15 protein-coding genes are annotated in these 21,333 nt (G+C 71.0%); 7 read left to right on the forward strand and 8 right to left on the reverse strand.

The features are described from left to right. Nucleotides 1–273: 273 nt before the first annotated feature. From ABT053_RS26380 to ABT053_RS26390, 3 genes are all read right to left on the reverse strand, one after another. Entirely contained in the window at nt 274–1,305 is a 1,032-nt protein-coding gene (locus tag ABT053_RS26380; protein WP_350972235.1) for an ABC transporter ATP-binding protein, read from the reverse strand. Further along, nucleotides 1,302–2,036 (reverse strand): ABC transporter permease, encoded by a 735-nt coding sequence (locus ABT053_RS26385; RefSeq protein WP_350972571.1) that lies wholly within the window; start codon nt 2,034–2,036, stop codon nt 1,302–1,304. The genes ABT053_RS26380 and ABT053_RS26385 overlap by 4 nt, the downstream gene beginning before the upstream one ends. 289 nt (nt 2,037–2,325) lie before the next feature. Further along, nucleotides 2,326–2,733, reverse strand: a complete 408-nt coding sequence (locus ABT053_RS26390; RefSeq protein WP_350972237.1) for a TOBE domain-containing protein — start codon at nt 2,731–2,733, stop codon at nt 2,326–2,328. A 1,054-nt stretch (nt 2,734–3,787) separates the two neighbouring features. On the opposite strand from ABT053_RS26390, the gene ABT053_RS26395 reads away from it, so the two are divergent. After that, nucleotides 3,788–6,136: a galactose-binding domain-containing protein gene (locus tag ABT053_RS26395; protein WP_350972238.1), complete on the forward strand. Its 2,349-nt coding sequence runs from the start codon at nt 3,788–3,790 to the stop codon at nt 6,134–6,136. A 181-nt stretch (nt 6,137–6,317) separates the two neighbouring features. Here ABT053_RS26395 and ABT053_RS26400 read toward each other — a convergent pair whose 3' ends face one another. The 3 genes from ABT053_RS26400 to ABT053_RS26410 all read right to left on the reverse strand — a co-directional run bounded on the left by ABT053_RS26400 (nt 6,318) and on the right by ABT053_RS26410 (nt 13,593). Then, nucleotides 6,318–7,619, reverse strand: coding sequence for a ThuA domain-containing protein (locus ABT053_RS26400; protein ID WP_350972240.1), 1,302 nt, complete (start codon nt 7,617–7,619; stop codon nt 6,318–6,320). Between the two features lie 200 nt (nt 7,620–7,819). Continuing rightward, nucleotides 7,820–9,985: an SF1B family DNA helicase RecD2 gene (recD2, locus tag ABT053_RS26405; protein WP_350972242.1), complete on the reverse strand. Its 2,166-nt coding sequence runs from the start codon at nt 9,983–9,985 to the stop codon at nt 7,820–7,822. A gap of 1,283 nt (nt 9,986–11,268) precedes the next feature. After that, complete coding sequence (locus ABT053_RS26410) at nt 11,269–13,593, reverse strand: serine/threonine-protein kinase (RefSeq protein WP_350972243.1); 2,325 nt, start codon at nt 13,591–13,593, stop codon at nt 11,269–11,271. A gap of 444 nt (nt 13,594–14,037) precedes the next feature. Between ABT053_RS26410 and ABT053_RS26415 the strand changes: the two genes are divergently transcribed. Both ABT053_RS26415 and ABT053_RS26420 read left to right on the forward strand, forming a co-directional pair. Continuing rightward, entirely contained in the window at nt 14,038–15,036 is a 999-nt protein-coding gene (locus ABT053_RS26415; RefSeq protein ID WP_350972244.1) for an MBL fold metallo-hydrolase, read from the forward strand. Further along, nucleotides 15,033–16,250, forward strand: a complete 1,218-nt coding sequence (locus tag ABT053_RS26420; protein ID WP_350972245.1) for a CaiB/BaiF CoA transferase family protein — start codon at nt 15,033–15,035, stop codon at nt 16,248–16,250. The genes ABT053_RS26415 and ABT053_RS26420 overlap by 4 nt, the downstream gene beginning before the upstream one ends. Here ABT053_RS26420 and ABT053_RS26425 read toward each other — a convergent pair. Together ABT053_RS26425 and ABT053_RS26430 are read right to left on the reverse strand one after the other, a co-directional pair. Continuing rightward, nucleotides 16,211–16,924, reverse strand: a complete 714-nt coding sequence (locus ABT053_RS26425) for a GntR family transcriptional regulator (RefSeq protein WP_350972247.1) — start codon at nt 16,922–16,924, stop codon at nt 16,211–16,213. The genes ABT053_RS26420 and ABT053_RS26425 overlap by 40 nt on opposite strands. Further along, the gene (locus ABT053_RS26430; RefSeq protein WP_350972248.1) at nt 16,924–17,742 is read right to left on the reverse strand and encodes an alpha/beta fold hydrolase; all 819 of its coding nucleotides are present in this window, start codon (nt 17,740–17,742) and stop codon (nt 16,924–16,926) included. The genes ABT053_RS26425 and ABT053_RS26430 overlap by 1 nt, the downstream gene beginning before the upstream one ends. 61 nt (nt 17,743–17,803) lie before the next feature. Here ABT053_RS26430 and ABT053_RS26435 point away from each other — a divergent pair, with 61 nt between their 5' ends. The 4 genes from ABT053_RS26435 to ABT053_RS26450 all read left to right on the forward strand — a co-directional run bounded on the left by ABT053_RS26435 (nt 17,804) and on the right by ABT053_RS26450 (nt 21,331). Continuing rightward, on the forward strand, nt 17,804–18,652 hold the full coding sequence (locus tag ABT053_RS26435) for an ABC transporter ATP-binding protein (protein WP_350972249.1): 849 nt from the start codon (nt 17,804–17,806) through the stop codon (nt 18,650–18,652). 96 nt (nt 18,653–18,748) lie between these two features. Then, on the forward strand, nt 18,749–19,756 hold the full coding sequence (locus ABT053_RS26440; protein ID WP_350972250.1) for an ABC transporter substrate-binding protein: 1,008 nt from the start codon (nt 18,749–18,751) through the stop codon (nt 19,754–19,756). Next, nucleotides 19,740–20,522: an ABC transporter permease gene (locus ABT053_RS26445; protein WP_350972252.1), complete on the forward strand. Its 783-nt coding sequence runs from the start codon at nt 19,740–19,742 to the stop codon at nt 20,520–20,522. The genes ABT053_RS26440 and ABT053_RS26445 overlap by 17 nt, the downstream gene beginning before the upstream one ends. Further along, nucleotides 20,519–21,331: an ABC transporter permease gene (locus ABT053_RS26450; protein WP_350972254.1), complete on the forward strand. Its 813-nt coding sequence runs from the start codon at nt 20,519–20,521 to the stop codon at nt 21,329–21,331. Before ABT053_RS26445 ends, ABT053_RS26450 begins: the two co-directional genes overlap by 4 nt. The last annotated feature ends 2 nt before the right edge of the window (nt 21,332–21,333 follow it).

Here is a 21,333-nt window from a genome sequence, read left to right on the forward strand (position 1 = left end):
GCCATTGTGCCCCCGAGGGTCCGGACGACCCGGGCCGCCACGCGGGTGACCTGCGGCATCACGGTGGCCGTACGGGCGAGCGACGTCACGGGGTTCGAGCCGGACGGGCACGGGTCACGAGACTTCAAGCCAGGCGGGCACGGGTCACAAGGCTCAAGCCACGCGAACACCGGTCACAGGAATTCACGCCGGACAAACGCGCGTTCCGAAACCTCAAGCCGGGCAAACACGCGTCCCGGAAGCCCACGCCGGGTGAACGCCGCTCAGGGGAACTCACGCCGGGTAGGCGTGGGTCTCGGTGGCCTTGACGGCCGCCCAGATCCGCTGCCCCGAGGTGAGGTCGAGGTCCGCGACGGCGGCGGGGGTGACATCGGCCGAGGCGGTGATCGGCCCTTCCAGGTGGACGCGGACGTTGTCGCCGTGCCGCTCGATGCCCTCGATCGTCGCCTCCCAGAGGTTGCGCGGGGTGCCGTCCGGGCGGGTCCGGTAGAGCGCGACCGCGCTGGGCCTGAAGGCGACGAACGCGGGACCTTCCAAGTGCTCGGCGACGCTGAAGCCCACCTCGCCGACGGTGACCCGCCGTCCCGTGGCGAGCCCCCGGTAGAGATTGAGGCCGACCAGGCGGGCGACGTAGTCGGTGCGCGGGCGCCGGGCGACCTCGGCGGGGGTGCCGCGCTGCACGACGGCGCCGTTCTCGATGACGACCAGCTGGTCGGCGAGCACCATGGCGTCCAGCGGATCGTGGGTGACCAGGACGGTCGCGCCGTCGAAGTCGGCCAGGTGGCGGCGGAGCTGGGAACGGATCTCCAGGCGGGTGTGGGCGTCGAGGGCGGCCAGCGGCTCGTCCAGCAGCAGCAGGCGGGGTCCCACGGCGAGGGCGCGGGCCAGGGCGACGCGCTGGGCCTGGCCGCCCGACAACTGCCGGGGCTTCGCCGCGACGTACCCGGCCAGGCCGACGCGCTCCAGCCAGGCGGCGGCACCGCGCCGCGCCTCCGCCCTGGAGGCGCCTCGGCAGCGAGGCCCGAAGGCGACGTTGTCCAGGGCCGACAGGTGCGGAAAGAGCAGGTAGTCCTGGAAGACCATGCCGATCGGGCGACGTTCGGACGCCAGGGTGTGCAGCGCCTCGCCGTCCAGGAGGATCCACCCTCCGGACAGGGCGGTGAGCCCGGCCAGCGCGCGCAGCGCCGTCGTCTTGCCCGCGCCGTTGGGGCCGAGGAGGGCGACGACCTGGCCCGCGGCGACCTCCAGTTCGATGTCCAGGTGGAAGCGGGGCCGGGTGACGACGAGGTGGGCGTTCAGGGTCACGGGCCGCTCACCCACCGGTCGCGCAGGCTGGCCAGGATGATCACCGAGACGGCGAGCAGGACGAGGCTGAGCACGATCGCGGCCTCCGGCTCGGTCTCCAGGGCGAGGTACACGGCCAGCGGCATGGTCTGGGTCTGGCCGGGGAAGTTGCCGGCGAAGGTGATGGTGGCCCCGAACTCGCCCAGCGCGCGCGCCCAGCACAGCACGGCGCCCGCGACGATGCCGGGGGCGATGAGCGGCAGGGTGACGCGGCGGAAGATGATCCAGCGGGAGGCGCCCAGCGTCGCGGCGGCCTCCTCGAAGCGCAGGTCGGCGGCGCGCAGCGCGCCCTCGACGCTGATGACCAGGAACGGCATCGCGACGAACGTCTCGGCGACGACGACTCCGGCCGTGGTGAAGGGCAGGGTGACGCCGAAGGTGGTGTCGAGCCACTGGCCCACCAGGCCGCGCCTCCCCAGGACGAGCAGCAGGGCGACCCCGCCGACCACCGGGGGCAGCACGAGGGGGACGGTGACCAGCGCCCGCACCAGGCGGCGGCCGGGGAAGGCGACACGGGCCAGCAACCACGCCAGCGGTACGCCGAGCAGCAGGCACACCAGCGTGGCCACGGTCGCGGTCACCAGCGACAGGCGCAGCGCCTCCAGCACCTGCGGCTCGCCGAGCCTCTCGGCCAGGGTGGACCAGGGGGCGCGGATCAGCAGCCCGGCCAGTGGCAGCGTGAGGAAGAGCATGCCCGCCACGGCGGGCAGCACCAGCACCCAGGGCAGGCGACCCGCCACCCCGCCCGACGCACCGCTCACGGTGCCGCGCGACCCGCCACCGCCCGGCACGACACCGGACAGGCCACCCGACGCGCCGCTCACAGCGCCGCGCGACCCGCCACCGTCCGGCACAGCACCAGACAGGCCACCCTTCGTACCGCCGGACGCACCGCTCACGGCGCCGCGCGGCCCGCCGCCGTCCGGCACACCGCCGGACGGGTCACCCGTCGCGCCGTCGGACGGACCGCTCACGGTGTCGTCAGCCCGTCGTACGGGCGTGGTCGGCGATCTCCACGACCACGTTGGTGGACTTGATCACGGCGATCGCCATCACCCCCACCTCCAGGCCCATCTCGTCGGCGGCCTGGCGGCTCATCAACGACACCACCCGGTACGGTCCCGCGGCGATCTCCACCTGGGCCATCACCGCGTCCTTGATCACTTCGGTCACGATCCCGCGAAGGCGGTTCCTGGCCGAGGAGTGCCCCGTACCGTTCTCGGACTCGATCCGGGCGCGGGCGAAGGCCGCCAGGTCGGTGCCCTCCACCATCCGATGGCCGTGCTCGTCCCGCCGGGCCGCGAGCCGCCCGGCGTCCACCCACCGGCGGACCGTGTCGGGGCTCACCCCGAGCAGGGCGGCGGCCTCGCTGATCCGAAACGTCGTCACGAACAATCACCTTACCTTCGCATATTCGTATCCATACGCCCCTGCCCTGTGGCAGCCGCACCGGGATTCGCCACCTCGACACCGCTCCTGCGAGTCACTGTTCCTACGAGCGTGGACGACCTGGAGGATCTTTCCCCTCACCCGAGACACGTTCACACCGGAACGCCGGACACCGGACACCGGACACCGATGCGGCGCGACACCGCGACACCGGAGCAGCACAGCACGGAACGCCGCCGTACCCGGAACCGGCCCGCTCCGTCCGGCCTCGGAGGAGGGAACGGCCCACCCCGGAAACCGGAAACCGGATCGCGAGGCGCGGATCCTGGGCACACTGAATCCTTTGCCGCATTTCGCCGTATTTCAGGATGGGCACCCGAGGACCGACACCCTTTCCCGGAGGTGGCCCACAACGTGCGGCCGACCCCGTCACGGAGGAGAACCCGATCCCGATCCTCATAGATCTCCACCAGGAGGGAAGGACGACGCCCCGAGGCCACGGGAACAGCTCCCATAAGCAACGGCCCGCCAAAACCGGTCCGCAATACACCGGCCACGATCGCTGCAAAATAAAGACATTCTCATGAAAGAAAATCGCCGTATTTATCGCACAGACGCATCGAATTGCGAGCCCCCTACGCGCACAATTCACCGGTCAAGGCCGGACACCCCTCCTCACACAACGATCGGCACGGCGAGACCGACCGCGAACCTCCGGCGTGAAGCGCACCCACCCCTCCCCGGCCTTGACTGCTGATGCCCCCTCGAACACACGACTTGACTGCAACCATCCCCGGATGACCATCCAGGGTAAAGGGAACTGTCAAGCCCGCCGAGGCCCTCGCGCCCCGGCACAGCCGCCCATCCGGCGCCGACCTGGCCCGCAGCGGCTCACAAAATGCCGTAACTCAGTCGTTACCTTGCATGTTTTCGTTGAAACATTGCGGCAACCTGTTAGTCATCTTATGGTGTGGGCAGTTCTGCCGGGCAAGCGGCGGTCAGCGCGCCCCCGACCGTGACGAGGTCCGGCTCTTCCCCCATGAAGGGTCATCCGATGAGGAAAACCGGCAGGTTACGCGGCTGGCCGATGGCCACGGCCCTGGCACTGGCCGCGGGGGCACTGGCAGTCCCCGCCGCGATGACATCGGGAGCCTCGGCCGCGGTGGCGGTCGACTCGATCTTCGACATCCCCGGCCGCGGGGCGACCGTCCCGTTCACCGAGTTCGAGGCCGAGGACCCGGCCCACGCCACCACGAACGGCCAGGTCATCGGGCCGGACCGCATCTACGGCCGCCTCCCCTCCGAGGCCTCGGGACGCAGGGCCGTGAAGCTGGACACCGTGGGCGAGTACGTCGAGTTCACGCTGACCAAGCCCGCGAACGCGGTCACCGTGCGCTACAGCGTGCCGGACAACGCCTCGGGAACGGGCCTCACCACCCCCGTCAGCCTCCGCATCAACGGTTCCCACCTCAAGGACATGAGCTTCACGTCCAAGTACGGCTGGTACTACGGCGGCTACCCGTTCAACAACACCCCCGGCGGCAGCAACCCGCACCACTTCTACGACGAGGCCCGGACCATGTTCGGCTCGACGGTCCCCGCCGGGACCAAGGTCCGCATCCAGGTCTCCACCACCGCCGTCACCAACTCCATCACCGTGGACCTGGCCGACTTCGAGCTCGTCGGCGCCCCGATCGGCCGCCCGGCCGGGTCCCTGTCGGTCGACGACTTCGGCGCCGTCAAGAACAACACCGGCGTCGACAACACGGCCGCCTTCCAGGCCGCGGTCAACGCCGGAAAGGCCCAGGGCAAGGAGGTGTACATCCCCGAGGGGACGTACAACCTCTACGACCACGTGATCGTGGACGGCGTGACCCTGCGCGGGGCCGGTCCCTGGTACAGCGTGCTCGGCGGGCGCCACCCCACGCAGCGCAACAAGGCCGTCGGCGTCTACGGCAAGTACGTCGGTGAGGGCGGCCCGAGCGTCAACGTCAACCTCAGGGACTTCGCCATCATCGGCGAGATCATGGAGCGCGTCGACAACGACCAGGTCAACGCCATCGGCGGCGCGATGAGCAACTCCACCGTGGACAACGTGTGGATGCAGCACACCAAGGTCGGCGCCTGGATGGACGGCCCGATGAACAACTTCACCATCAAGAACAGCCGCATCCTCGACCAGACCGCCGACGGGGTGAACTTCCACATCGGGGTCACCAACTCGACCGTGACGAACACCTTCGTCCGCAACACCGGTGACGACGCCCTCGCCATGTGGGCCGAGCGGGTGCAGAACGTCGGCAACAAATTCACGTTCAACACCATCGGCGTCACGCTGCTCGCCAACCACCTGGTCACGTACGGCGGCCGGGACATCCAGATCACCGACAACGTGGTGGCCGACAGCGTGACCAACGGCGGCGGCATCCACATCGCCAACCGCTACCCGGGCGTCAACTCCGGGCAGGGCACCGCGGTCGCCGGGACCCACACCGTCGCCCGCAACACCCTGATCCGCGCGGGCAACTCCGACTTCAACTGGAACTTCGGCGTCGGCGCCATCTGGTTCAGCGGGCTCAACGAGGGCGTCAACGCCACCATCAACGTCACCGACACCGACATCCTGGACAGCTCGTACGCCGCGATCCACTTCATCGAGGGCACCACCAGGACCGTCAACTTCAACAACGTGAACATCGACGGCACCGGCACGTACATGATCCAGGCGCAGGCGGGCGCGAACGTGTCGTTCACCAACGTCAGGGCCGCGCACCTCGGCGCGGGCAGGGCGATCCACAACTGCACCGGCGCTGCCTTCGCGATCACCACGGGCGCCGGAAACACCGGCTGGAGCCCCACTGACCAGGTCTGCACCGGCACCTGGCCGCCGCCGAACTACATCTACCCGGGCGGTGGCGGCAACCCCTCGCCGCCCCCCACCGTCACCCCGACCCCGACCCCGACCCCGACGGTCACGCCCCCGACCGGCAACCTGGCCCGGGGCAAGAACACCACCGAGAGCGGCCACACCCAGTCCTACGGCTCCGGCAACGTCGTCGACGGCAATGCCAACACCTACTGGGAGAGCACCAACAACGCCTTCCCGCAGTGGGCCACCGTCGACCTCGGCGCCGCCACCAGCGTCGGCAAGGTCACCCTCAAGCTGCCGCCCGCGGCCGCCTGGGCCACCCGCACCCAGACCCTCTCCATCCAGGGCAGCACCAACGGCTCCGCCTTCACCACGCTGGCCGCGTCCGCTCCCCGCGTCTTCAACCCCGCCACCGGCAACACCGTGACGATCACCTTCCCCGCCACCAGCCAGCGCTACCTGCGGGTCAACGTGACCGCCAACACCGGCTGGCCCGCCGCGCAGCTCTCCGAGTTCGAGGTCTACGCCTCCTGACGGAAGCGGAAGCCCGCGACATCCGGGACGACCGACATCCGGGACGACCGACATCCGGGACGACGACAGAGGCCCAGGCCGGGATCACCGGCCTGGGCCTCCGTCATGTGCTCGCCGGGCGCTCACCCGTCCTGATCAGAGGGGGAACGCCTCCCGCGCGAGCGAGCGGGCCGCGGGGAGGCTACGGCTGCTGGACGATCCGGAACGACTGGGCGGCGCCGCCGTTGCAGGTGCTCTGCGCCAGCTGGACGCTGTCGGCCGTCGAGGAGCCCGGCACGCCCAGGCACTTGCCGCTGAGACGGCTGACGAAGTGGAAGTATCCGCCGCCCTCCGACACCGCCTGCCACTGCTGGTTGTTGCCGCCGCCGTACGCCCACAGCTGCAGGAGGGCGCCGTCGGCGCTGGAGACGTTGGTCACGTCGATGACCTGCGCGCTGTTGGTGCGGTTGTTGAGCCGCGCGAAGCCGCCGCTGGTCGGCTGGACCTGGAACTGCTGGGCGAGGGTGTTGTTGCAGGTGTACTGCTGGATCGCGGTGCCGTTCGCCGAGGCGGCCGCGCGGGCGTCCACGCACTTGCCGCTGGCGCGGTTGGCGAGGCTGTACCACGCGGTCGGCGAGATGGTGTCCGCCGGAGGCGGGGTGCTCCCGCCGCCCAGCCACAGCAGGCCGTCGATGACGAACCGGTTCTGCACCTCGCTGGCGAACGTGGACGACAGCGGGGTGTTGTTGTTGTAGTTCATGGCGTTGTGGCCGAAGTTCGCGTACAGCATCTTGTAGTTGCGGTTCGTCCACATGAGCGGGTAGTAGCCGCTGTACCAGGTCTGGTTGGGGTCCGTGCCGACCGGGAAGCTCGACGGGTCGATGGACCCGAGGATCCTGATGTTCGTGTTGCTCCTCAGGTCGTTGGTCCAGCTGTACCACTCGCTGACCGACGAGGTGAAGGTGGCGGGCAGCCGCGCCGTGGAGGGGTGCGCCCCGCCCTCCGTGCGCATGACCACCGAGGTGGGCCCCCAGGTGTTGGACCTGAACGCGCCGGTGCCGAGGAGCTCGTTGTGGTACCACGACCAGCTCGCGGCGTTGGTGTTGAACGCGCTCACGTGGAAGCCCATCCACGCCCCGCCGTTACGCATGTACTGCTCGAACGCCGACCGCTGGGCGGCGTTCTGCGGCAGGTCGTCCAGGAAGAGCACCACCTGGTACTGCTGGAGGTTGCTCGCGTTCAGCTGGCTCCAGTTGTTGGTCGCGGTGTAGGTGAAGTTGTTCTGCGCGGCGATCTGCGGGAACCAACGGTTGGCCTCCTGGACGAAGTTGATGTGGGCCGCGTCCCACGTCCCGTTGTAGAAGGCGATCACCTTGAAACTCGGGGCGATCGACGCCCGCGCGCCTCCTCCGGCCGGAAGGGTGGTGAGGCCGAGCGCGAGAGCGAGCACGGCGAGTAGCCGCACCCACGTCCGCGCCGAGTTGACCATGTTTTCCCTGGTCATGTGTGTTTCCTCTGTCTCGCGACGAACTGACGAACGACAAAGGCGAAGCCCGCCCCGCCCACGGGCATAACGGAGACCGGCGTTACCAACAACTTCGGCAAGCCGAGGACGGTTCTTGTCTGACTTAATTCAAGTTATGTGAAGAAAAAATGTCAAGAAGATCGCCAAGCCGGACAAGCCCCCCGTACGCGACGAAACCATCACCCGGCGGCGGGGGCGGGCTCGTAGTACGGATCCGCGCCGAGGCTCAGCGCGAGCCTGCGGGCGAGTCCCGTGTTGCGGCGGTGGTCCAGCCGGCTGACGGCCATCTCCAGGGCCTTGCGCTCGCCGACGACGACCACCCACGACCGCGCCCGGGTGAGCAGGGTGTAGAGCAGCTTGCGGCGCAGCATGACGCCCCCGGACTCGGTGACGAGCGGCGCGACCACGAAGGGGTACTCGCTGCCCTGGGAACGGTGGACGCTGATGGCGTACGTGTGGGTCAGCTCGTCGAGCTCGCCGAAGCCGTACTTCACCGTCTGCCCGTCGTCGGTGCGGATCTCGACGAGCCGTTCCTCGGGGGTGATGGCGGTGACCGTGCCGGTGTCGCCGTTGAAGACGCCCTTGTCGTAGTTGTTGCGGATCGGCATGACACGGTCGCCGACCCGGAAGGCGGAGGCGCCCGACCAGTGCTCGGCGACCCCCTCGCGGGCCGGGTTGAGCCGTTCCTGGATCATGCGGCCGAGCTCGGCGGTCCCCGTCAGGCCCTTGCGCATCGGGCACAGGACCTGGACCTGGTCCGGGCTCACCCCCTGCTTGCGCGGGATCGCCACCGTCGCCAGGTGCATCACGCGCTCGGCGACCTGCCCGGGATCGTCGACCTCCTCGAACCAGAAGCCTCCCCCGCCGGGGAGCGCGGGCACCTCGCCCGCCCTGACCCGGCGGGCGGCCCGGATGATTCCGCTGCCCTCCGCCTGGCGGAAGACCTTCGTCAGGCGCATCCGCGCGATCGCCTCGACCCGCAGCAGGTCGGCCAGCACGCTCCCGGGGGCGATGCTGGGAAGCTGGTCGCTGTCGCCCACGATCAGCAGGTGGCTGCCGGGCGGGATGGCCGCGGTGAGCCGGGTGGCCAGGTTCAGGTCCAGCATGGACGCCTCGTCGACCACGATCAGGTCGGCCTGCGCGGGCATCTGCTCGAACAGCGTGCCGCTGTCGGGGTCGGGCTGGTGGGCCAGCATCCGGTGCACGGTCATCGCGGGCAGGCCGGTGAGCTCCGACAGGCGCTTGGCCGCCTTGCCGGTCGGCGCCGTGAGGGTCACCGTGCCGCCCATCGCCCGCACGGTCGCCGCGATGGTCTTGACGGTGTGGCTCTTCCCGCAGCCGGGACCGCCGGTGAGGATGGACACGGTACTGGTCAGCGCCATGTTCACCGCCGCCCGCTGGTCCTCGTCCAGCCCGGGGTCCTCCTGGAACGTCCGCATGGGCAGCGTCGAGGCGGCCTCCCAGAGCCGGGTCAGCTGGGCGGTCAGCGTGAGCTCCCGGCTGTGCGTCTCCTTCAGATAGACCACGGCCGTCCCCTGGCCGTCCGGCGACGCCTCGACGACCACGCGGCGGTCGGCGACGAGGGCGTCGACCATCCGGGCGACGAGTTCGTGGTCCTGCTCGACCAGCTCCACGGACTGGGCGATCAGCGCGACCAGCCGCACGTAGCAGTGCCCGTCGCGGCTCGCCGCCGTCTCCAGCCTGTCCAGGATCGCCGCCTTCACCCGCTGCGGGCTGTGCTCGGCGACCCCCGACCGCAGCGCGATCCTGTCGGCCGTGGCGAACGCGATGCCCCTCACCTTGCCGATGAGCCGGTACGGGTCGGAGGTGAGGACGTCCCCCGCGTCGGCCCCGAAGACCTGGTAGACCTTCGCCGCGAGCAGCGGGCTGATCCCGAAGCCCTGCAGGACCACCATGAGCTCGGCGATCGCCTTCTGCTCCTCCCACGCGTCGGCGATCTGGGCCTGCCGCGCGGGACCGATGTTGACAACCTCGGTGAGCCGTCCCGGCTCGGTGTCGATGACCGTCAGCGTCGCCTCGCCGAAGTGGCTCACGATGGCGTGGGCGAGCCTCGGGCCGATGCCGCGGATCAGGCCGGAGCCCAGATAGATGCGGATGGCCCGGACCGTGGCCGGTACCAGCCGCTCGCACGCGACGACCTCGAAGCGCCTGCCGTGACGCGGGTGCTCGCCCCACTCCCCGACGAGCCTGAGCGTCTCCCCCGGCTGGACCCCGCCCAGAGCCCGGCCGGAGGCGACGAAGCCGGGCACGCCCTCGGCGCTCATCCGCGCGATCGTGTACTCGTCCTCGCGGACGTACACCAGCTGCTCGACAGATGCCTCCACGGCAGAAAGCAACCCCTCCGTACTGGCCTCACCTCATCCTTCGCACATCAGACCAGCTCAACCGGTGTCCCCACAAGCTGTGACGGCTCGCCCGCCCCCCGGGCCGCCGCCGTGGCGTCCCGGGAGGCGGTGAGCGGTGCCGGGCACGCCGGGGCCGGTGGGCGTGGCGTACGGCAGGCGGCGCGGGCGAGCCACCGGCTCAAGGTGACGGCCGGGCGGTCACGCGCCCGGCCCAGGCGGTCGCCCGCCGCCGTCAGAGGTCAGGAACCCCCGGTGGAGGCGATCCCCGGCTGGCTCGCCACCCGCCATCCGGGCAGGGGCCTGGGACCCGGCCCGGGAGGACGCGGACCCGGGTACGGAGGACGCACGCCGGGGTACGGAGGCCGCACACCGGGATACGGAGGACGCGGACCCGGGTACGGAGGACGCACGCCGGGATACGGCGGACGCCACTCCGGGTACGGGGGCCGCCAGCCCGGGTAGCCGCTCGGGTACGGAGGACGCCAGCCCGGGTAGGGAGGGCGCCAGCCGGGGTACGGCGGCCGCCAGCCCGGGTACGGCGGATCCCACTGCCCCGGGTAACCGCCCGGGTAGCCACCGGGGTATCCACCCGGATAGCCGCCGGGGTAACCGCCCGGGTAACCCGACGCGGGCACGCAGTCGTACTGCGGGCACGGTGTGGTGAAGCACTGCTTGGGCGAGGGGACGCAGACGCGGCCCGGCCCGCAGTTGACCGCCGCGCACGGCGAACCGGGACTGCACGTACCGGCCGCCCGCTCGGCGCTCGTGACCTGCTCGGCCGCCGCGACGGACGGCGCCCCCTCCGCCCAGGCCGTGGTCGTGATAGCCGGTGATCCCGCCGCGATGACCGCGGCCAGGACCAGTTTTCGAAGCATTTTTCCCCCAGATGTCATGATCGGTTCTGACTCTCCGACGATGCTTGCACCGGCCTTACCTGCTAACGGCAAACTGGATCCCTGCAAGTCGGATGGCTTGCCGAGAGCCGGGTACCGACGCCGTCGCACCGATGGAATCGACCGATTCACCCCCTTTTCCGAAGCCGTCGGCCCGGTACGAACACGCGGGGAATCCGGGACCCGGGGTGGTGACCACCCGCCCGCGCGGTCATGACACCGTCACGAACCGGGCGGCTCGAATCGCCGGACGCCGACGGTCGCGGACAGGTCGGACGGCGACGGCCGCGGGCAGGTCGGACGGCGACGGTCGCGGGCAGGCTTGAAGTACGGGCGGAGCGTCCCGGCCCGGGCCCGGCGGACGGCTCTTCAGGACCTCGGCGCGGGCAGGGGCGGGCCGAGGCTCCACACCCGGACCGTCTCGTCCCTGCTGCCGGTGACCGCGACGGGCAGCCCGCCGAGCTCGCCGACGGCCACCGACCAGACGCAGTCGGTGTGACCGGAGAGAGGTCCGCCGAGTTGCTTTCGCGCGCCGAGATCCCAGACGCGGACGGTCCTGTCCTCGCTCCCGGTGACGGCGACGGGCCTCCCGCCGACCTCCCCGAACGCCACCGACCAGACCCAGCCGGTGTGGCCGGACAGGGGAGCGCCGAGCTGCTTCCCGGCGGCGAGATCCCAGACGCGGGCGGTCCTGTCCTCGCCGCCGGTGACGGCGACGGGCCTTCCGTCGAGCTCGCCGAGCGCCACCGACCGCACCCATCCGGTGTGGCCGGTCAGGGGGTCGCCGAGCTGCTTCCTCGTGGTGAGGTCCCAGACGCGGACGGTACCGTCGTCGCCGGTGGTGACCGCGATCGGTGAGCCGTCGAGCTCGCCCACGGCCACCGCCCACACCGTGCCCCTGTGCCCGGCGAGGGGCGCGCCGGACTCCTGGCCGGTACGCAGGTCCCACACCCGTGCGCGCTCGTCGGCACCACCGGTTATCGCGATGGGGACACCGTCCAGCTCACCCACGGCCACCGCCTTGACGTCACCGGCGTGCCCGGCGAGGACGGGACCGATCGGCCGCCCGGTTCTCAGGTTCCAGACCCGGGCGGTGTCGTCGTCGCTGCCGGTCACCGCGATGGGGACGCCGTCGAGACGGCCGACCGCGACCGCCCGGACCCACTCCGTGTGCCCGGACAGGGTCGGACCCCGCTGCTCACCGGTGGCGAGGTCCAGCACGCGGGCGCTCTCGTCGTCGGATCCGCTCACGACCACGGGGGTGCCGTCGAGCACACCGGCCGCCACCGACCGTACGTCGTTGGCGTGGGCGGTCATCGGCTCACCGACCGGGGCACCGAACGGCACCGAGGACGACGGGGCGGCGCTCGGCGTGCCCGGCGCGCTCGATGCACCCGGTGTGCCCGGTGTGCTGGTGAGTGTGGTGGTCGTCCGGGAGGAGTCCGCGCCGACGTCGTCCGTACGCGGCAGGAACCGCACGGCCAGCACTCCCGCCACCAGGAGGACCGCCAGCCCGGCCGCGACCAGCGCACGACGCGGGATCACGCGCGTCCCCGGTACGGGCAGGGCCTCGGTCACCCGACCGGAGCCGGTCGAGCCGGTAGGACCGGTAGGACCGGTAGGACCGGTAGGGCTGGTAAGGCCGGTGGGGCCGGTGGGCCTGTCACCGCTCACCCCCGGAGCCGGGCTCGGTCCCGGGTACGGACTCGGTCCCGGGACCGGACTCGAAGCGGAACCGAGACTCGGGCCTGGACCGAACCCCGGAGTCGCGCCCGAACCTGGGCTCGGACTTGAACTCGGGGCACTTGAACTCGGGCCTGGGCCGGACCCCGGGCTCGATCCGAGGCTCGGGCTGGAACCGGTGCTCAGGCCGGGACCCGGGCTCGGGAGATCGTCGCCGGTCAAAGTCCGGACCAGGGCGGCCGCGGTGGGACGGCCGCCGGGATCCTTGGCCAGGCACGCCGCCACCAGGGACCGCAGCCCTTCCGGCAGGCCCGAGAGGTCCGCGGTGCCGTGCATGATCGCGTACAGCATCGCGGGAACCGACGCGCCGGGAAAGGCCGGTCGGCCCGTGGCCGCGTAGACCATCGTGGCGGCCCAGCTGAACACGTCCGCGGCCGGACCGACGGGCCCGGCACCGATCTGCTCCGGCGCCATGTAGCCGGGTGTGCCCATCGCCCCGGTCTGCGTGGCGGTGTTGTCGAGGGCGCGCGAGATACCGAAGTCGATGACCACCGGGCCCTCGGGACCCATGATGACGTTGCTCGGCTTGAAGTCCCGGTGCACGATCCCGGCCCGGTGGATCGCGGCCAGCGCGGTCGCCGTGGCGACCGCGAGCCGCTCCAGCCCGCCGCCCGACCGCGGACCGTCCTGCCGCACGACGTGCTGCAGTGACGCGCCGGCGACGAACTCGCTCACGATGTACGGCCGCTCGCCGTGGAGGCCCATGTCGAGCACCCGCGCCGTGCAGAAGGGGGCGACCCGCCTGGCCAGCTCGACCTCGCGGAAGAACCGGCGGCGAGCGTCGGGATCCTCGGAGAACCGGGCGAGCAGCACCTTGACGGCGACGTCGGCGCCCGCGGGGGTCACGGCCCGGTAGACCTCACCCTGGCCGCCGTGCCCGATCCTGGCGGTCAGCCGGTAGTCGCCCACCCGCCCGAGGTCACCCGGATCACCTGGCTCGGTACGAGGCAATGCCCACCTCTTCCCAAGCCCGGGCGAAACGCGGTTCCGTCAACGACTCAATGATGAAGCCGCAGGACCCAGGGCTGTGAGATCGCGGGTCGTCAATTCACGCATCGGCAATCTCCCGTCCTCCCGAAGTTTCCCGCAGGCCAGAATCCCGCACCCGCACCCGCGACGTATGCCACGCGCCACAACCACCGAGCCCCGGACACCGGGCACCGGAGTGTCCTGGACGGCACGGTTCACCATCGCCTCCCCCCGGCCTCCGTCTCTCACCTTCACCACCACCTCCGCCACCGCCGTGATCGGCGGTTCCGGCGCGCGGGCAGGCCCTCGCGGCGACCTGCTCGTTCACATCAACCTGGCAAATAAAACACGATCTTGTATATGATGCATTATCTGCTTCTCTAATGTAATGTGACCCCCTGGTTGTACAAAGGAAGGAGCTGCCTCGTGTTCCAGGCCGAGTCCGTCACGATCACGGTTCTCGTGGAGAACTGGGTGGACATGCTGCTGCCCGATCAGGCGAGTCCACTGGGGTCCGACGACCACTGCGTCAGCCGTTACGGGCTGATCGAGCACTTCGACGGCAAGCGCGTCCCGCCGCAGGCCGAGAACGGGATCAGTCTCCTGGTCGAGGCCGTCCGCGGCAGGCACGTCCTGCGCGTGCTGTTCGACGTGGGCCTGACCGGCACGGTGCTCGAACACAACATGAGGGTGCTCGGCGTCGACCCGTCCGGCATGGACCACGTGGTCATCAGCCACGGTCATCCCGACCACTTCGGGGGCGTCCACCGGTTCCTGGGGCTGGCCGGGCGCCGGATCCCGGTCGCCACGCACCACGACGCCGAGCTGCCGCGCTACGCGGTGATGGGCGACGGGCGGACGTCCTCGGTCTACAACTCCGCGTTCACCTTCGAGCAGGTGGAGGCGTCCGGCGGGGCGCCCGTCCTGACGAGGGACCCGCTGGATCTGGGCTGGGGGGTGTGGACGACCGGCGAGATCCCGCGCAACGTGCCGTTCGAGTCGGTCTCCCGGCCGTTCGAGCGCGGAGCGCCCGGCCTGTACCAGGTGTCGCGGGAGGGCGACCTGCGCCAGGACGAGGTGATCGACGAGATGGGCCTCGTCATCGACGTCAAGGGGGAGGGCCTGGTCGTGCTGACGGGATGCGCGCACGCCGGTGTGGTCAACACCCTGGAGCAGGCCCGGCGGGTCTGCGGCGACAAGCCGATCAGGGCGGTCATCGGCGGGTTCCACCTCGGCTTCCCGACGACCCCCGCGGAGAACGTCGAGCGCACGGCGAACGCCTTCCGGGAGCTCGACGTCGCCACGGTCGTGCCCATGCACTGCAGCGGGCTGCGTTCGCACGCGCACATGTCGGCGTCGCTGAGCGACCGTTACGTCCAGCCCGCCGTCGGCACGGTGTTCCGCTTCGGCGGAGGTGCGCGGTGACCGACGACCTTCGAGGCGTGCGCGTGGTCGCCGTGGAACAGGCCGTCGCCGTCCCGCTGTGCTCCCGCCACCTCGCCGACCTGGGGGCCGACGTCATCAAGGTGGAACGGCTCAGCGGCGACTTCGCCCGCGACTACGACGACTTCGTCCAGGGGCACTCCAGCCATTTCGTCTGGCTGAACCGCGGTAAGCGGAGCGTCGCCCTGGACCTCAAGACGTCCGAGGGCAAGCGGCTGCTGGGAGAGCTGCTGCGGTCCGCGGACGTGCTGGTGTGCAACCTGGCGCCCGGCGCCTTCGAGCGGATCTTCACCGACGACGACCTCGTCGGGCTCAACCCCCGGCTCATCCGGTGCTTCCTGTCCGGCTACGGCACGCAGGGACCCTACGCCCACCGCAAGGCGTACGACATGCTCATCCAGGGGGAGGCGGGCACGGTCACGGCGACCGGCACCCCGGCGCAGCCGGCCAAGCCGGGGGTGTCCCTGGCGGACCTGGCCGGGGGCACCTACGCCCTCGCCGCCATCAACGCGGCGCTCTACGCGCGGGAACGCTCGGGCGTCGGCCGGCGCATCGACGTCGCCATGTTCGACGTCCTCCTCGAATGGATGAGCCCCCTGCTCCTCGCCCAGTCGCACGCGGGCACGGCGCCCCAGCCCGCGGGCCTCAGCCACGCGAGCATCGCCCCGTACGGCCCCTACCTGTCAGGCGACGGGGACCAGGTGCTCATCGCCGTCCAGAACGAGGGGCAGTGGCGCCGCCTGTGCGCGGGGGTGATCGAGGACCCGCTCCTCGCGGCCGATCCGGACTTCGCCTCGAACGGCGAGCGCCTGCGCAACCGGGCGCGGCTGGAGCCCCTGATCCAGGAGGCGCTGCGCGCGCTGTCGACGGAGACGCTGGTCTCCCGGCTCGACCTGGCGGACGTGCCGCACGCCAGGCTGAACGGCCTCCCCGAGGTCCTCGCGCATCCGCAGGCGCGGGCCACGGGCCGGTGGTCGTCGGCCATCCTGCCCGACGGCGAGACGGCGACGGTGGTCACGTCGCCGTTCCATCCCGCGCGCGTCGAGGAGGAGGAGCGGGCCGTGCCCGCCCTCGGGGAGCACACGGTGGAGGTGCTCCGCGAGCTCGGCGTGCCCGAGACCGAGATCGACGGCCTGCTCGCCGCCGGAGTCTGCCGTCAGTCGTTGTCGATCTCGAAGGGATCGGTGACCTCGTAGCCGGTGAGATGGCGGGCCAGCGCGAGGAAGCTGCTCGCCAGATGCTCCTCCGTCGCGCGGGCGAGCGCGTCGGGGTCGCCGTCCTGGGCGGCCTTGAGGATCGCCCGGTGCTCCTGCGACACCTCGTCTGCGCGGTGGGCGATCACCTGGAGCACGTCCCACGGGAACTGCTGCCACAGGAGGGCCACCTCCTCGGTCAGCCCCTCGTTGCCCGTCCTGTCGTAGAACAGGAAGTGGAACTCGCGGTTCTTCTCGTTCAGCGTCGCCCGGTCGCCCTCGGCCGCGACGCGTTCCATGTCGTCCACGAGCCGCTGCGCGAGGTCGAGGTCCTTGGGGGAGAGACGCCGGGCGGCCCGGCGCATGGCGTACGGCTCGACCAGCCTTCTCAGCAGGTAGACCGTCTTGACCCGCTCGTAGTCGGCGTCCGCGACGCGGACTCCCCGGTGCGGCTCGCTGACCAGCATTCCCTCCGCCTCCAGCAGCCGCAGCGCCTCGCGTACGGGGGTGATGCTGGTCTTGAAGCGGGCGGCGATCACGTCCTGCCTGATCCTGCTGCCACGCGCCAGCTCACCTTCCGCGATCATGCGGCGCAGCTCCGCGACGATGCGGTCGCGCTTGGTGCGCGGACTGTCGGCGGGTCCACTTGACGAGGCGGACGAGGGGGGCTTGGCCATCAAGTTCCTTCCTGCGAGAGAACGGGCTCAGCAGGAGAGCCTGGACTGACAGTGCCGGGTACGGTCGTGCGCGCCTCGACGACCCGATGAAAGGCGTCCATCAGCTCACGGAAACCTCGGGGATCGTCCACGTACGCGATGTGACCGGCTCCGGGAAGACCAATGTAGTCGGCACCGAGACGAGTCGCGAGTGATCGCGCCGCCTGCTCGGTCACCCGGACGTCGTGCTCGCCGCGCAGCACCCGGCACGGCACCGGGCCCGGCGACACCGGCGTCTCCCACCCGAGCGCCGCCTCCAGGGAGCCGAGGAACGCCTCGGGCCGCATGCCCGTCATCGACGCGGTCAGCTCCGCGAGGCCGATGTCATTGCCGGGGGCACTGCCGGAGCCGCCGCCTGGACCGCCGCCGGTCACCAGCGTGGTGGCGAGGTAGTCGGCCGCGAACCCGGCCATCCCCTTCTCGCGCAGCGCCTCGGCCGTGGCGCGCAGCCGGCCCGGATCCCCGCCGGGCGGGAAACCGGCGAGCAGCAGGGAGGCCAGGCGGTGCGGCGCGTCGGCGAGGACCCGCAGCGCGACGAGGGCTCCCAGACCCGAGCCGACGAGGTGCGCCGGTGCCGGGCCGCACTCGTCCAGCGCGGCGTGGACCGAGGTCAGGGCGGTGAGCAGGTCGAAGGGGTCCTCCCCGTGCGCGCCGTGGCCGGGCAGGTCGACCGCGAGGAACCGCGCCGGATCGCTCCCCGCGCCCACGACCGGCGCCCACGTGCGGGCGTTGCCTCCGAGGGTGTGCAGGAGCAGAACACGGTTGGACGGATCATGCATTATTAATCTCCATGAAACATTACTCTTGTACAGAAGGCATCATCATGCAACAGTATGGCCCATGTCACTGCTCGACAGGCTGAGGGATTCCTCCCGCCCTTCCCGCACCTCGACCGCCGCTCCCGCCTCGGGCAGCGCGTCGGTGGACATCGACGGCGTCACCATGCGCTTCGGGGACCGCAACGCGGCCGAGGACATCCACGTCGACGTCAGACCCGGTGAGATCGTCTCGATCGTCGGGCCCTCGGGATGCGGCAAGACGACGCTGCTGCGCGCGGTGGCCGGGCTCATCTCGCCGGCCGAGGGGCGCGTGCGCGTCGACGGGGAGACCGTGAGCACGACCCCCGACGGCGTCGCCATGGTCTTCCAGCACTTCGGCCTGTTCCCGTGGAAGACGGCCGAGGCCAACGTCGCCTACCCGTTGCGCCTGCGCGGCCTGCCCAGGGAGGAGATCGCCTCCCGCACGCGTGAGCTGATCGAGATGGTGGGGCTGTCCGGTTTCGAGAAGTCCTACCCGCACCAGCTCTCCGGCGGCATGCAGCAGCGGGCCGGCCTGGCCCGCGCCCTCGCGGTGCGTCCCCGCGTGCTGCTCATGGACGAGCCGTTCGGCGCCCTGGACGCCCAGACCGCCGAGGTCCTGCGGTTCGAGCTGCTCCGGATGTGGGAGGAGCACCCGATCACGATGCTGTTCGTCACACACTCCATCGACGAGGCCGTGCTCTTCGGCGACCGGGTCGTCGTGCTGAAGGGCCGTCCTGGCCGGGTGCACGAGGTGATCGACGTCGCCCTGCCCCGGCCGCGCGACAGGGCGGTCGCGATGTCGGAGGAGTTCGTCGCCCTGCGTGAACGTGTCTGGTCCCTGGTGATGTCCCAGGACGGTCCCGGTGACGCCCCAGGACGTCTCCGGTGACGCCCAAGGACGCCGGCCGGACCAGGTGAAACCCATCCAGTAAGTGGCAGACCCTCCGTCAGGGTGGTCACGATCCCCAGAGGACAGCAAGTGCGAATGATCAAACGCCTAGGAGGAGCCGCCCTGGCCCTCGTGTCACTGTCGGCCCTCGCCACCGCCTGCGGTGGCGACCCACCGGCCGCCGGCGGCACGCCCACCATCACGATGGGCATCCCCGGCATCCCGCCGGTCTTCGTCAACCTGATGGCCTACGTGGCCGAGGAGAAGGGCTACTTCACGGCGAACGGGGTGAAGGTGACACTGCGCCCGCTGCCCACCGGGGCGGACGTGGGGCGTGCCATCCAGAGCCGCGAGCTCGACGGCGGGGTCGTGGGCACCTCCGGGGCGGTCGCGCTGCGGGCCTCCGGCGGCTCGGTCGTGGCCATCCTGGGCAACGAGAACCCGTCGTACCTGATCGCCTCCTCCGACGCGGCTGTGAAGGACTGCGCCGCCCTGAAGGGGAAGACGATCGCGGTGGACGGCGTCGGCGCCCCCAAGGCGCTGAGCGTGGGGACGATGCTGGCCTCCTGCGGGCTCACCGTCAAGGACGTCAAGCTGGTCAACGTGGGTGGGCCGCAGAGCGTCGACGCGATGATCGCCGGACAGGTCGACACCGCCGTCCTGCACCCGGACGAGCTGGCCGCCGTGCAGCAGTCGAAGGAGACCCACGAGGTGGTCGCGCTGGCCAAGGTGGACCCGAAGTCGCACTACACCATGCTCGTCACCCGGGAGGACGAGCTGAAGGACGGCGGCAAGCGGCCCGCGTGGGTCGAGACCGTGGCGGCCCTGCACAAGGCGATCACGTACATCAACGACCCGGCCAACGCCGACGACGTGACGGCGATCGCCGCGCGGATGACGAAGCGGAGCCCGGAGATCTCCAAGGTGGCCCTGGGCGACTACGTGAAGCTCGGCTTCTGGCCCGCCGACGTCGGCCTCACCCGTGAGCGCGTCGACAAGGCGATCGAGGACCAGGTGAAGGCCGGGAACGTTCCAGCGGACAAGACTCCCAAGTACGAGCAGTTCGTCGACGCCACGGTGTTCCGCGATGCGCTCGCCAAGTGACCCCGCCCCGGCGGCCCGGCTGAGGGGGGTCGCGATCTCGCTGATCGGGCTCCTCGCCGGGCTGCTGGTCTGGCAGGTGCTCGGTCAGCGGGATCCGGTGCTGCTGGCGACGCCGGTCCGCTCCTTCGAGTCGCTCGTCTCCATGACCCGCGACGGCACGCTTCCCGAGGCGCTCGCCGACACGGGGATGCTGTTCCTCGCCGGGCTCGTCGCGGCCGTCGTGGGCGGGGTGGGCTACGGGCTCGTCCTCTCCCGGTCCCGGCGGCTCCGCACCGGCACGCAGTGGCTCGTCTTCGCGGTGCAGTCGGTGCCGATCGTGGCGCTCGCGCCGCTCATCCTGGCGGCGTTCGGCTTCGGCTTCGGGGCGAAGGTGCTGGTCGTGTTCCTGAGCGCGGTCTTCCCCATCCTGATCAACACGGCCGAGGGCGCCCGGCACACCCCCGTCACGCTGCTGGAGGTCGCCCGCGTCCACCGCAGCGGCGAATGGGCCCTCTGGCGCGACGTCCTGCTGCCGCACTCGATGCCGTACGCCATGAGCGGCATCAGGCAGGGGATCGCGATGGCCTTCGTCGGCACGTTCATCGCCGAGTTCTTCCTTGAGGCGACCGGGATCGGCGGGCTCCTGCTCGGGGCCAGCTCGCGCTTCGACTCCGCCACCGTGCTGGGGCTGACCGTGCTGGTGTCGGTGCTGGCGGCGATGCTCATGGCGTTCGGGCAGGTCCTGGAACGGGCGTTCGCCCCCTGGCGCGAGGGGAGTACGGAGTGAAGGCCACCCTGGACAGTGGCGTGGAGGCCCCCGCGAAGGCCGTCTCCTCCGGCGGGCCGTCGCGTGACGTCACCGGCAAGCTCGTGGCCGCGGCGGTGGTCCTGCTCGTGTGGCAGATCGCCGGTACGGCCTGGCTGCCCGACTACCTGCCCACTCCCCTCGGCGTCCTCGGGCAGGCGATCCCGACCCTGACCTCGGCGGACTTCCTCGGCGCGGTGTGGGAGACCGTCTCGGCCGTGGTCCTCGGCCTGCTCCTCGGCTGCGTGCCGGGGATCGTGGCCGGTCTGCTCATCGGGCGGGTGGCCTGGCTGCGCCACCTGAGCACGCCGTACATCAGCGGCCTGTACGCGATGCCGATGCTGGCCATCGTCCCGATGGCGACCATCTGGTTCGGCTACGACGACGCGACCCGCCTCATCGTCGTCGCGCTGTCCGCCTTCCTGCCCTGCGCCGTGAGCACCGCCGACGGGGCGCGGGCCCTGCCCGGCAACCTGGCGGACGTCGCCCGGGTGCTCAACGTGCCGCGGCACCGGTTCGTCACGGACTTCGTCCTGCCGTCGGCGCTGCCGTTCGCGGTGGCGGGTGTCCACGTGGCCGTCGGCCGGGCGCTGGTCGGGGCCGCGGCCGTCGAGTTCCTCGCGAACCTGGACGGCCTGGGCACGTTCATCCTCACCAACGCCCGGTCGTTCGCCCAGGACCAGGCGTTCGTCGGCGTGGCCGTTCTCGCCCTCCTCGGCGTCCTCGCCCGCGCCGGGACGGAGCGCCTCGTACGGCGGGTGGCCCCGTGGCAGCACGCGGGCCGCGAATAACC

Source organism: Streptosporangium sp. NPDC002524 (assembly GCF_040295985.1).
In the GTDB taxonomy this organism is placed as follows: domain Bacteria; phylum Actinomycetota; class Actinomycetes; order Streptosporangiales; family Streptosporangiaceae; genus Streptosporangium.

Bases quoted from the DNA above. Each gene is read 5' to 3' on its own strand.
- ABT053_RS26385 (WP_350972571.1), bottom strand. From the start codon at position 2,036: ATGCTCTTCCTCACGCTGCCACTGGCCGGGCTGCTGATCCGCGCCCCC.
- ABT053_RS26435 (WP_350972249.1), top strand. From the start codon at position 17,804: ATGTCACTGCTCGACAGGCTGAGGGATTCCTCCCGCCCTTCCCGCACC.
- ABT053_RS26395 (WP_350972238.1), top strand. From the start codon at position 3,788: ATGAGGAAAACCGGCAGGTTACGCGGCTGGCCGATGGCCACGGCCCTG.
- ABT053_RS26445 (WP_350972252.1), top strand. From the start codon at position 19,740: ATGCGCTCGCCAAGTGACCCCGCCCCGGCGGCCCGGCTGAGGGGGGTC.
- ABT053_RS26430 (WP_350972248.1), bottom strand. From the start codon at position 17,742: ATGCATGATCCGTCCAACCGTGTTCTGCTCCTGCACACCCTCGGAGGC.
- ABT053_RS26400 (WP_350972240.1), bottom strand. From the start codon at position 7,619: ATGACCAGGGAAAACATGGTCAACTCGGCGCGGACGTGGGTGCGGCTA.
- ABT053_RS26425 (WP_350972247.1), bottom strand. From the start codon at position 16,924: ATGGCCAAGCCCCCCTCGTCCGCCTCGTCAAGTGGACCCGCCGACAGT.
- ABT053_RS26440 (WP_350972250.1), top strand. From the start codon at position 18,749: ATGATCAAACGCCTAGGAGGAGCCGCCCTGGCCCTCGTGTCACTGTCG.